Genomic DNA, 12,248 nt, shown 5'->3' on the forward strand with positions numbered 1-12,248 from the left:
CCCTCAAATAGAGGAATCAAATAACATATTCCGGAATCTGAAGTAAAAAAGGTTCTGAATCTCCCGACCCAGAACCTTGTATAGACCCTTTGCAAAACCGTTCTTCTGGCTAATCTCTGCATTTTCGCGCATGCAAAATCCTTATATATGCTTAACCCGGATTACTCGCGAAATAGTAAAATCAGATACTCTGATATGCATCAGAAACTACAGTACTATACCCAGCGGGTTCTCCAGCATCTGCCTGAGGGTATTCAGAAACTGCGCCGCCATGGCTCCGTCCACAATACGGTGATCGCTGGAGAGCGTCATCTTCATCCGCTTGCCGGGCACCACTTCCCCGTCTTCAACGACAGGTACCTCTTTGATAGCGCCCACGGCCAGGATACAGGCATTCGGCGGATTGATGATAGCCGTAAACTCTTCGATGCCGAACATACCCAGGTTACTGATGGTAAAGGTGCTGCCCTCCATCTCTTCGGGCTGCAGTTTGCGTTCCCGAGCTTTTTCAGCCAGTTCCCTGGTTTCAATTTGGAGCTGTTCCAACCCTTTTTGATCCGTATTATTGATAACCGGCGTCAGAAGTCCTTCATCAACGGCTACCGCCACCGCAATATTAACATCGCCGTGCTGGATAATCTTATCTCCGTGCCAGGAGCTGTTGATTTCCGGGTGCTTACGCAATGCGGCGGCACAGGCTTTAACGACAATATCGTTAAAGCTTATCTTTGTATCGCTGACCTCATTAATTTGTTTACGGGCATCCCACACCGACTGCATATCCACCGATATAGTCTCATAATAATGCGGGTTGCTGAACTTGCTTTCCGAAAGCCGGCGGGCAATGGTCTTGCGCATCTGGGAGACCCGAACTTCTTTATCCTCACGCGAAACGACTGCCGCACCCGGCGCTTCTGCAGGTTCGTAGCTTTCAATATCCCGTTTCACGATCCGTCCCTGCGGGCCACTCCCCTCCACATCTGCAAGGGTAATTCCGTCCTCTTCGGCCATCCTGCGGGCCAGGGGCGATGCCTTGATCCGGCCGTTTTCGGCAGCCTCTTTCGAAGCCTGGGCTTTCTCCTGCTCCCTGCCGGGATCCTCAAAATCGGGATCGTGATCTTCATCCTTTTCTTTATCTGCGGTCTCCTTCTCCTGCTTCTTTTGGTCGGCATCTTCCTCCTTATCCTTCTCCTTCTCTTCCGCGCCGGGAGTGCTTTCGGGTCCGGATCCGGCCTCCTCCAGGATATCACTGATATCCTCCCCTTCTTCACCGATAACAGCCATTACCGTTCCCAATGGCACCGCATCACCTTCACTGGCAAGTATCTTCAGAATGGTTCCGGAGTCAAAAACTTCAACCTCCATCGTAGCCTTGTCGGTCTCGACCTCGGCTATAATGTCACCGGATTCTACTTTGTCTCCTTCCTCTACATTCCACTTGGCGATAACCCCTTCTTCCATGGTATCGCTCAATTTGGGCATTTCAACCTTAATTGCCATAGTAACTGTATTAAATTTGTACGTTTAGTTTACTTGCGATAGGTGACGGTGTTAACCGCTTCAATAACATCGTTGGCGCCGGGCAGCCACTCATCAAAAAGATTTTTAGCAAAAGGCGCGCTGGTATCCGGTAAAGTAACCCGTTGCACAGGGGCATCCAAATAGTCAAAAGCCTCGCGCTGGATCAAATACCCCACTTCAGCCGCCAGTCCGGCAAAAGGATGTGCTTCGTCCACGACCACACAGCGATTCGTCTTTTTAACAGACTTCACAATGGCTTCGATATCCAGGGGCTTGACCGTTCGCGGGTCGAGAATCTCCATGTCCACGTCCTCTTTTTCCAGCTGGCTGGCCGCCTGTTTCGCCACATGATACATCTTCCCGTGGGCAACCACGGTCACATCACTGCCTTCCCGCTTTATTTTGGCCTTCCCGATCGGAATGGTAAAGTCCTCTTCTTCGGATACTTCCCCTTTCAAACCGTACATCTGCTCCGATTCCATAAACAGTACGGGATTGTCATCACGGATCGCGGATTTCAGCAATCCCTTGGCATCTTCCGGTTCGGAGGTATAAATCACCTTCAGACCGGGAAAATGGGCATACATCGAATCATAGGAAACGGAGTGCGTTGCACTCAACTGTCCCGCCGATGCGTTCGGACCCCGAAATACGATAGGAATTTTAACCTGTCCCCCGGTCATATACCTGATTTTGGAGGCGTGATTGAGAATCTGGTCCGCCGCCAACACCGCAAAATTAAACGTCATAAACTCTACGATGGGACGCAATCCGTTCATCGCTGCCCCGACTCCTATTCCGGCAAAACCCAACTCGGATATAGGCGTATCAATCATTCGCTTTGGGCCGTATTTATCAAGGAGTCCCTCCGTAACTTTATATGCACCATCATATTCAGCCACCTCCTCGCCCATTACAAAAATAGTTGAATCCTGCTGCATCTCTTCATCAATGGCAGCCCGTATTGCTTCTCTGAATTGTAGTTCAGCCATGTTTTTAAGTTTAGTAATAAATTTTTTTAGATATATTTAATCGAGAGCTTTGCAAAACCGTTCCTTTGGCCAGCCTGAGTATTTTATCACATTTAAAATTCTCACATTTGTCTTACATGGAGTCCTTTTAAATTCGCTCATGCTTTGATATTGGCCAAAACTGCTGGTTTTTCAAAGCTCTCTAATCAGCTGTTACTGAAAAAAAGAATTCCTGATTTCAATTATGTATGAAACGGATAGTCATCTTCCACAAACACATCTTTATATAAATGACTCTTGTCGGGAAAATCACTTTCCTCGGCAAAGTCGATAGCCTCCATGACCGTATCTTCCACCGATTCCTGGATATCCTCAATATTATCCTCATCAATGATATCATTGTCCAGCAGGTAGCCTTTAAGGCGTTCGATCGGGTCAAGCTCCTCATACTCCTTGAGCTCATCCTTGGTTCGATACTTCATCGGATCCGACATCGAGTGTCCCCGGTAGCGATACGTCCGGATTTCAAGGAACCAGGGATTGGAATGCTCCCGGACATCCTCGGCGACTTCCTTCATCTTCTCATAGACGGTAAACACATCCATCCCGTTGATGACGGCACTTTTCATATCAAAACCTTTGGCGCGGTCCACCAGTTCACCAACCGAGTGGCGGTGCACGGCCGTTCCCATCGCGTAGCCGTTATTCTCCACCGCAAAAATACAGGGCAGGCTCCAATTCTGGCTCATATTCATGGTTTCATGCAAGACGCCCTGGTCCACGGCCCCGTCGCCCAAAAAGGAAGCGGTAACGCGGCCGTTCTGCTTATACTTGTTAGCCAGAGCAATACCTCCGCCCAGCGGAATACTGCCGCCGACAATACCGTGTCCACCCCAAAAATGATCCTCTACATTGGCGAAGTGCATAGATCCTCCCTTGCCTTTCGAGCATCCGGTAACCTTCCCATATAATTCAGCCATGCCCGCTTTGGGCGACACGCCGCGCACCAGCCCCCAGCCATGGTCGCGATAGGCCGTAATAATATCATCGTCCTCATTCAGGGCATAGGCCGTACCGGTAGAAATGGCTTCCTGCCCCATATAGAGATGAAGGAATCCCCCGAACTTTCCTTTCTGATACATCTGCATGGCTCGTTCCTCGAAACGTCGCTGCAGGTACATCAGTTCAAACATATCCACAACGTCCTCTTCTGTAAGACCGAGCGACTTGTGTTTTTTCCGGGTAGGCGACGGTAACTCCGTACTTCGGACCACCTGGCCGTTAGTACGAATTCCCGTTCCAGAGGGAGTAAACTGTACTTCTTCTTTTTTTTCTTTCTTTTTATCAGCCATAGTAACGATTTACGCCAACAAGTGTAGCTTCAACGATTAATATTAAAATTTTTAAAAATTATAGTTCCAAAATATACTTAAAATTCTTGAATATTACAGATTGTTTACGTTAAAAAACGTTATCCGCATGTGTCGGAAGCGGACATTATGCCTCATCCAACTCTTTTAAAATAATAGACGGAAGCTGATCAAACATTTCGTTGAGCCTGCCCGGTTTGCGTCCTCCCGCCGTGGCCAGGTTGGGTTGTCCGCCGCCCCCGCCGCCGAGCATTCTTCCCAGGGTACCGACCAATGCCCCGGCTTTGAGATTCTTTTCACGGGTCAAATCATCCGTAACAGCCGCGGCAACATACACTTTGCCTTCGTCCTCATCCCGGGCGCCCAGAACCGTAATAGTTGCCTCTTTGGCTTTTTCAAGTGCTTCATAACCCAGCTGTTTCAGCAGGTCCATATCGGCACGGGGGATCTCACCGCTCACCAGCTGTACTCCATTTTCCAATACCGTCGGCTGCGCAAACAGCTCGTTCAGGCAAGCCAGGCTCTGCTGATGCCGCAGCTTCTCGACCTCGCGTTCGAGCGACTTGCGATCTTCTACCAGCTGCCGGATATCACGCACGATATGGTCACTTTGCCCTATTTCAGCCCGTATCCGGTTTACCAGTTCATGCTCCGAACGCAGATGATGGCCTGCACTCTTGCCGGCTTTCGCCTCAATGCGTCGCACCCCTGCGGCTGCCGAAGATTCACTTAACAACCGGAAATAACCGATTTCTCCGGTGGCCTCGACGTGGGTGCCGCCACAAAGCTCCATGGAGTATTCCGGATCGAAGGCTATAACACGTACCTCCTCCCCGTATTTCTCGCCGAACAGCATGGTAGCCCCCCGCTGCCGGGCTTCATCAATAGGGACCTTCCGTTCCTCCTGTTTGGAGATATTTTGCTGGACCTTCTCATTGACCATCTCCTCAATCTGTCCCAGTTCTTTCGGGGTAATCTGCTCAAAATGAGAAAAGTCAAACCGCAGGTGCCGTTCATCCACCAGCGATCCTTTCTGTGCGATATGGTCGCCCAGCACCTGCTTCAGCGCCGCATGGACCAGGTGGGTGGCCGTGTGATGTTTTTGAATTTCACGACGGCGCTCCCGGTCCACCATCGCCTGCCAATCTCCCCCCGGATCGGCCGGCAACTGATCCACGGTGTGGATATAGCCATCGGGCGACTGTTGAACATCCAGCACGCGGAGATGCTCCTCCCCGTTGCTTATGACCCCGGTATCGGCTACCTGTCCCCCGCTCTCGGCATAGAAGGGCGTTCGATCCAGGATTATAGCGTTGTGATTATCTCCCTTTCGCAATGCTTTAATCCGGACGTCGGACGCAAGCTCGTCGTAGCCTGTAAACTCGAATTCATCGGTGTCGTTAACCGTGATCCATTCCTTTTGCGACGACTGATCAACCGTAAACTTTCCGGCCGCCCTGGCCCGTTCCCTCTGCTGCTTCATCCGCTCTTTAAAACCTTCCTGGTCCACTTCCACCCCCCGCTCCCGAGCCATGAGCTGAGTCAGATCGATGGGGAAGCCGTAGGTGTCGTGCAGCTTAAAAGCCTGCTCCCCGGATATCCGGTCGCTGTCTTTTGTCATCTCCTCAAAGAGCTCGATACCCTGTCCCAGCGTGTTTAGAAAACTCTGCTCTTCGGAGCGGATGACGTTAACCACATACTCCTGCTGTTGAATCAGGACGGGGAAAACATCGGCAAACTGATCGGCGAGCACCGGCACCAGCTTATGGAAAAACGGCTCTTTGAGCTCCAGGCGATCCCAGCCATAACGGATGGCCCGCCGCAAAATACGTCGCACCACATAACTCCGGCCGTCGTTGCCGGGGGAAACCCCGTCGGCGATAGAAAAGCTGACCGCCCTGATATGATCCGCAATCACACGCATTGCAATATCGGTCTGCTCAGCGTCGCCGTAGGATACTTCGGCGAGCGCTCCGATTTTATCCAGCAGCGGGGTAAACAGATCCGTATCGTAATTCGATTTTTTCTGCTGCAATACCGCGCACATCCGCTCAAAGCCCATGCCGGTATCCACGTGTTGGGCCGGCAGCTTCTCCAGCGAACCATCCGACTGCCGGTTGAACTGGATAAAGACCAGGTTCCAGATCTCCATCACTTTGGGATCGTCCATATTAACCAGCTCGGCACCTGACTTCTGGTCACGCTCTTTATCGGGACGCAAGTCGATGTGTATTTCCGAGCAGGGTCCGCAGGGACCGGTGTTTCCCATCTCCCAGAAGTTATCCGTTTTATCAAATTTCAGGATATGATCGTCCGCTATGCCCGTCTCCTCTTTCCAGAGCGCTATCGATTCTTCATCCACGGGCAGACCATCTTCCCTATCTCCCCCGAATACCGTGGCATACAGGCGGTCGGGTTTGAGGTCCCACTCATCCACCAGCAGCTCCCAGGCCCACCGGATGGCCTCTCGTTTAAAATAGTCGCCGAATGACCAGTTGCCCAACATCTCAAAGAGCGTATGGTGATAGGTATCGCGACCGACTTCCTCAAGATCATTGTGCTTGCCACTCACACGGATACAGCGCTGGCTGTCAACCACCCGGTGCCAGACTTCCCCTTCCTTTTTATACCCCGGTTGCTCTCCCAGAAAGATAGGCTTGAACTGGTTCATTCCCGCATTGGTAAACAGCAGCGTGGGATCATCCTTCGGAGCCACCGGGGCACTGGGAACCGGCAGATGCTGTTTGGTCTTGAAGAAATCCAGAAATTCCTGGCGTATCTGAGCAGAGCTCTTGTGAGACATGAAAATAATGTTTACTTAATTGCAGATTTTACAGACGTTGAAAATAGTAAAAAATAGCATTGAACTCATCCCAATAACCTACAAATTTGGGAGTTGCCATTTATATCATTAGAATCCCGGCAGATCATTACTAATTAACCCCACATGTTATGCGTCCCCTGCTAAACAATTTTTTCCGCGGCCTGCTCCTGGTCTTTCCTCTCGGAGCCACTGCTTATATTATATATTCAGCCGTTGTCTGGTCGAACAATGTGCTTAATGACCTGCTGTTTCAGTGGCTGAGCGTTGACATACCGGGACTGGGAATGATCACGGTTTTCCTGGGCATTGCGGTTATCGGCTATATCTTTTCGCTGACGTTTACGCGTCCCCTGGTAACTTATTTTGAGGACCTGGTAAAGCGGGTCCCCATCATCAAGATCATTTACACCGCCCTCAAGGATCTGACGGAAGCATTCGTTGGGGATAAAAAACGCTTCAATAAACCCGTGGTGGTTGACCTGGAAGGCATGTCCGTGCAACGAATGGGATTTATCACGCAAGAGGACCTGTCTGATCTGGAGATTACGGACAGAGTTGCGGTGTACTGCCCGCATTCATACAATTTCTCGGGTAACCTCTATTTCGTCCCCCCCGAAAACATACGTCCCTTAAAACTCGACTCTGCCGATGCCATGAAATACGTCATTTCGGGCGGTATATCGAACATAGAAGCTTCATAATCCAGCTATCAGCTATCAGCTATCAGCTATCAGCTATCAGCTATCAGCTATCAGAGGCTGCCAATTTTCAAACACCTTGTCAGGAATTGATTTAGAAATTTTGTTATTGGTTACTGGTTATTCACTGGGACTGCTTTTTTGAATCCCACAATTTAAAACTCATAATTAATAATTCAATACTCATACCCTTAACCTCTAATTTAATATTTAGAACGTTCCACCTTCTGCTATTTACTTCTTGCTTTTTTCAAGATTCAAGACTGCCCCCCCATACTAATACACCTCCACAAAGGTACGCGCCGAAGGCTTTACATATCGTTTCAGGTCTTTCTCATTCCAGTCTTCCGGTTTTTTATCGGCTGCAGGTTCGCGGATATCCAGGTACTGCGTCAGGTTCTTTTTTCCCAGCGCCCGGTAGATACCTGCTTCCATGCCCTTAAGCCCGCAAATATACATCAGCGTATTTTCCTGTTCCAACAGGGGATCCAGCAGCTCTGCGGCATCCCACAGGCAGGTTTGAACATATTTTTTTGTACCATCCTCCCTCCGCGCTTCACGGGAAATATGCGGCAGGTAATGGAAGTTGGGATGTTCCTGATCCAGCGGCTCAAAATAATCGGCATAAAGCAGGTCCGTGCGATACGGGCAGCCGAAAATAAGCACAATTTCGTTTTCTATACCCGCCTTCAGCAGCTCCTTAATCATACCCCGGTAGGGCGCGATGCCCGTTCCGGTCGCAAACATGACATAGTTGAAGTCCGTGGCATTCTGAGGCAGCAGAAAGCGGCGTCCGCTGGGACCGGTCATCCTGACCTTGTCCCCCGGCTGCAGGTCGGCCAGGTAATTGGAACACACGCCCAGATAGAGCTCGTTATTATCAAACTCCTCGATCGTTCGCTTTACCGTCGTTGAAATAAGATGGGGTTGTCCGCCCTCTCCCTCCGTGGGGGAAGATACCGAGTACAACCGGAGTTTGTGCGGGCGGCCGTTCTTATCTTCACCCGGCGGCAGGATACCGATAGACTGTCCAACCTGTATATGTCCCTCCAGCTCGGTCCCCGAAATATCAAAGGTGACATGCCGCACAAAATTGGGACTATTTTCCTTGGTACAGAGCCGATTTTCAACGATCGTCGCTTCAACGGGTTCTCTCGGAGTGTATATATTAAGCTCTACTTCTGGAAGCTGTATTTCAGACATTACTACAGGCAGAGTGCAGTTATTTAGATTTAATTTAAATGCCTATGAATTTGTAAAGGTTAACGGAGAAAAACAAGTGCGAATTGTTCCCTACTATATCCAAACAGAGAAACGCGCCAGAAATAGTTTTACTGCCCGGGGGCTTTTTACTTGTCCATGTTTTGCTACCAGAGTGGTTGTTCATTTTTTTCAATCATAAAAAACGGAACCCAAAAAATGACCGGTGAAAATAAATTGTGCTGGTGTTCCTTTCACCTCCGCTAACATCATGTAACTCGTCCCTACGGGCCTCAATCAGAAATAATTTTGCCCGCTTCGGCTTCAGCCGCTCTCCACAGCACGATTTATTAGGCCGATATGGTTTTGGGAGTCTTTATTAACGCACAAACGCTCTAACCGGATTACCTCACCAGGAAATTTGCACTTCAGCAAGGCAAAGGACAAATAGAAAAGAAATGGTATGCAAATAGTTTAAAAAGACGGTTGCGTATGCTTTCGATCAGCAAACGCAACCGTTTCGTCTTCCCGGCTAATTATCGTTACATATAGAACATGAGTCCCACTGTCAACACATTGCCGCTAAAGTCGGCATCGTCCACATCCCCGAAACTGTCACTTCCGGGATCTAAAAGATATACCGGTAATCAACATTCAGGGCCGTATTTCTGTTGAACGGCAGTTCCAAGCCGAAGCCGAGATGATAACCGAAATCCACGGTATGGTCATCTTCGATGCCCGGCAGGCTTTCTGCTTCCTCGCTGAAATCAAGCATATCGTAGTAAGCACCCAAACCGGCTACGCCATACGGCTGGAAGTTTTTGCTGACCGGCAGAAAGAGCAGTGCAGAGGCCGTTACCGGAATCTGTCGGACGTCCACGGAGTAATCGCCCAAATCGTATTCCTGGGCGGTACGATAGTCGATTGCGCCCTCGATACCGAAGACCCGGCCCAACCGTGCGCGGATTTGAGCTCCGCCGTAAAAACTGCCCTCCTCGGCGTCGTCGGCCTTATAATAACCCAACCGGGGGCCAATGCCCAGGGTATTGGAAATAGTGGCGTCGTCTGTACTGGTTTGGGCATGGGATACAAACGGTGCGAATAAAAATGCAAATAATGGTAATAGTAATAGTTTTTTCATAATAGCGTGAATTCTTGTTAGGATTCATTCACTTATAGTACCCCTCGAACTGAAATTGTTCCCGGCGTGTCTCTGTGATCGGTAACTTTTCGAGCTCCGTAACTGCGTAAGGCATTGAAAGACATACTCATGCCCCGTGCGGATTTCTTAGCATGGGGCGGCAGGCATAACCCTCGCTTTGAAACTATAAAAAGCATTTCACGTAGGATTGTTTCATGGCTGTGCTTTACCATCCGAACAGCAGCTTTTTTTCCAGCAGCGTACCCGTGAAATATAGCTGTATTTGTATTATTAGATGTTTGCAGAGTTAAAAATTTTATCTATTATTTGAACAAAAGGACCATGAAAACAGCAGCCAATGGATGGTGAAACACTCACAATGATATTCTTTTTCGGGGGGCTCGCGCTCATGATTATCGAAACCCTGGTTCCGGGCGGCGTTTCCTTTTTCCTGGGGTTCAGCGGACTGCTGGTTGGCGCTCTACGCTGGTTGGGGATTCTTGAGGACCCTGCCACCTCTGTAATAACCTGGCTTTTTACCTCTGTGGCTCTGATACTGGCCATGCGTCCCCTGCTGATGAAATACTGGGGCGGGGAAAGCAGCTTTAAGTTAGCCAATGAGGATGTTGAAGCCATGGACCAGGTCGTGGATGTGGTGGAGCCGGTCAACGCCGAAGACAGTACAGGACGTATTCGCTTCCAGGGGATCTCCTGGCAGGCCAAAACGCTTGAGGGTGAAATTTCCGCCGGCTCCAAAGCAAAAATTCGTTATCGCGATAATGTCACCTGGATTGTCGAGCCCGTCGACGAGCTTGAAGAATAAGCTAATGTAATGGTTACCCATTTTATGTTAATTATCACCTAATCCCATACACTATGTGGACGACCGTACTCATCATCATCGCCCTGGGCGTCTTTATCTTCACCAAGGTATTCATCATCGTAGAGATGCGCGAGGAGGTCATCAAGGAACGGCTTGGAAAATATACCGAAACCCTGAAACCGGGCTTCCATTTTCTAATCCCTTTTGTCGATCGTCCCGCTTACCGCCAGGAGATGCGCGAGCAGGTCATCGACGTGCCCAGTCAAACCTGTATAACGAAAGATAACATTGAGGTAGAAGTGGACGGACTGGTATACGTCAAGGTAATGGACTCCTACAAGGCCAGCTATGGTATCCACAATTACCAGCTGGCCGCGATCAACCTGGCCCAGACCACCATGCGAAGCGAAATCGGTAAAATCACGCTAGACGACACCTTTTCGGAGCGCGAGCAGATGAATGAAAATATCGTCCGTGAGATCGATAAAGCTTCCGATCCCTGGGGCATCAAAGTATTGCGTTATGAAATCCGCAATATTCGTCCCTCTGACAACCTCATCAACACCCTTGAAAAGCAGATGGAAGCGGAGCGGGACAAACGGGCCGAAATTACGACCTCCACCGGGACGCGGGACTTTAAGATCAACGAGTCGCAGGGCGAACGCCAGGAAGCGATCCTGATTTCGGAGGCCAGGCGGCAAAAACGAATTAACGAAGCCAAGGGAAAGGCCAAAGAGATCGAGCTTATTGCCAAAGCGACTTCCAAAGGCATCAAACGCGTATCAGAAGCTATCGCCAAACCGGGCGGGGACCTTGCCGTAAAAACCCAGCTTATTGAGCAGTTTATCAACCAGCTGGGCCATGTTATTGAACGCTCCAACGTCTCCGTGCTGCCCACCGAAACCGCTAACCTGAAAACCTTTTTTGAAGGCGTTGACAAGGTAAGCGATCACACGCACTCTTCTGCAACCACCAACACCACGAGAGGGTAACTTATGATTGAACTCATCAGCCAGGCCGTATTAGGACTCTTAAGCATCTATGTACTCTTCAAATTTATCCAGTCCATTCAGCTGGTTCCCACCCAGCGCGCCTACGTCGTGGAACGGCTGGGGAACTACCACAAGACCCTGGGACCGGGCTTTCACGCGCTGGTACCGTTCTTTGACAAGGTACAGTACAAGCAGGATCTGCGGGAAGAAACCATCGAAGTGGAACCCCAGGAATGCTTCACCAGGGATAATGTAAAGGTAGAAGTGGATGGCGTCATTTACCTTGCCGTCATTGACCCGGTGAATGCCAGCTACGGCATCACCAACTACCGTTTCGCCGCCGTGCAGCTGGCCCAGACCACGACACGGTCCATCATCGGAAAAATGGACCTGGACGATACTTTTGAAGACCGGGCCATCATCAACAAAGAGGTGGTTAACGTGCTCAGTGAGATGGAAAAGGCCTGGGGGATCCGGGTACTGCGGTACGAGATTAAAAATATTTATACGCCCAAGACCATTCAAAATGCGATGGAACGGCAAATGACGGCAGAACGCAACCGGCGTGCGACGATTGCCAAGTCGGAGGGTATCATGCAGTCGACCATCAATGATGCGGAAGGAGAAAAGGAAGAGATCATTAACAAGTCGGAAGGTGAAATGCAGCGTCAAATAAACGAGGCTGAGGGGGTCGCCGAAGAAATTGAG

Annotated in this window: 10 protein-coding genes; 4 read left to right on the plus strand and 6 right to left on the minus strand. The window is 49.8% G+C overall.

Going from position 1 to position 12,248, the window contains the following annotated elements; translation table 11 throughout:
• Window positions 1–207 precede the first annotated feature (207 nt).
• The 4 genes from ACESLU_RS00930 to alaS all read right to left on the minus strand — a co-directional run bounded on the left by ACESLU_RS00930 (window position 208) and on the right by alaS (window position 6,665).
• On the minus strand, window positions 208–1,500 hold the full coding sequence (locus tag ACESLU_RS00930) for a pyruvate dehydrogenase complex dihydrolipoamide acetyltransferase (protein ID WP_372633834.1): 1,293 nt from the start codon (window positions 1,498–1,500) through the stop codon (window positions 208–210).
• A gap of 29 nt (window positions 1,501–1,529) precedes the next feature.
• The gene (locus ACESLU_RS00935) at window positions 1,530–2,531 is read right to left on the minus strand and encodes a pyruvate dehydrogenase complex E1 component subunit beta (protein ID WP_372633857.1); all 1,002 of its coding nucleotides are present in this window, start codon (window positions 2,529–2,531) and stop codon (window positions 1,530–1,532) included.
• 203 nt (window positions 2,532–2,734) lie between these two features.
• A complete protein-coding gene (pdhA, locus tag ACESLU_RS00940; protein ID WP_372633837.1) occupies window positions 2,735–3,844 on the minus strand; it encodes a pyruvate dehydrogenase (acetyl-transferring) E1 component subunit alpha in 1,110 nt (369 codons plus the stop codon).
• Window positions 3,845–3,989: 145 nt separating this feature from the next.
• Window positions 3,990–6,665 carry an alanine--tRNA ligase gene (gene alaS, locus ACESLU_RS00945; protein WP_372633840.1) on the minus strand — a complete coding sequence of 892 codons (2,676 nt, stop codon included), beginning with the start codon at window positions 6,663–6,665 and terminating at the stop codon, window positions 3,990–3,992.
• 149 nt (window positions 6,666–6,814) lie between these two features.
• On the opposite strand from alaS, the gene ACESLU_RS00950 reads away from it, so the two are divergent.
• Complete coding sequence (locus ACESLU_RS00950; RefSeq protein WP_372633842.1) at window positions 6,815–7,387, plus strand: DUF502 domain-containing protein; 573 nt, start codon at window positions 6,815–6,817, stop codon at window positions 7,385–7,387.
• A gap of 273 nt (window positions 7,388–7,660) precedes the next feature.
• Here the strand turns inward: ACESLU_RS00950 and ACESLU_RS00955 are convergent, their stop codons facing one another.
• On the minus strand, window positions 7,661–8,587 hold the full coding sequence (locus tag ACESLU_RS00955; protein ID WP_372633845.1) for an FAD-binding oxidoreductase: 927 nt from the start codon (window positions 8,585–8,587) through the stop codon (window positions 7,661–7,663).
• Window positions 8,588–9,212: 625 nt separating this feature from the next.
• Window positions 9,213–9,725 carry an outer membrane beta-barrel protein gene (locus tag ACESLU_RS00960; protein WP_372633848.1) on the minus strand — a complete coding sequence of 171 codons (513 nt, stop codon included), beginning with the start codon at window positions 9,723–9,725 and terminating at the stop codon, window positions 9,213–9,215.
• Window positions 9,726–10,083: 358 nt separating this feature from the next.
• On the opposite strand from ACESLU_RS00960, the gene ACESLU_RS00965 reads away from it, so the two are divergent.
• The 3 genes from ACESLU_RS00965 to ACESLU_RS00975 all read left to right on the plus strand — a co-directional run.
• Window positions 10,084–10,548 (plus strand): NfeD family protein, encoded by a 465-nt coding sequence (locus ACESLU_RS00965; RefSeq protein WP_372633850.1) that lies wholly within the window; start codon window positions 10,084–10,086, stop codon window positions 10,546–10,548.
• A gap of 53 nt (window positions 10,549–10,601) precedes the next feature.
• A complete protein-coding gene (locus ACESLU_RS00970) occupies window positions 10,602–11,540 on the plus strand; it encodes an SPFH domain-containing protein (protein ID WP_372633852.1) in 939 nt (312 codons plus the stop codon).
• A 3-nt stretch (window positions 11,541–11,543) separates the two neighbouring features.
• The coding region (locus ACESLU_RS00975; protein ID WP_372633855.1) for an SPFH domain-containing protein at window positions 11,544–12,248 on the plus strand (705 nt) is incomplete at its 3' end.

This window comes from Fodinibius sp. (genome assembly GCF_041642155.1).
Classification (GTDB): Bacteria; Bacteroidota; Rhodothermia; order Balneolales; family Balneolaceae; genus Fodinibius.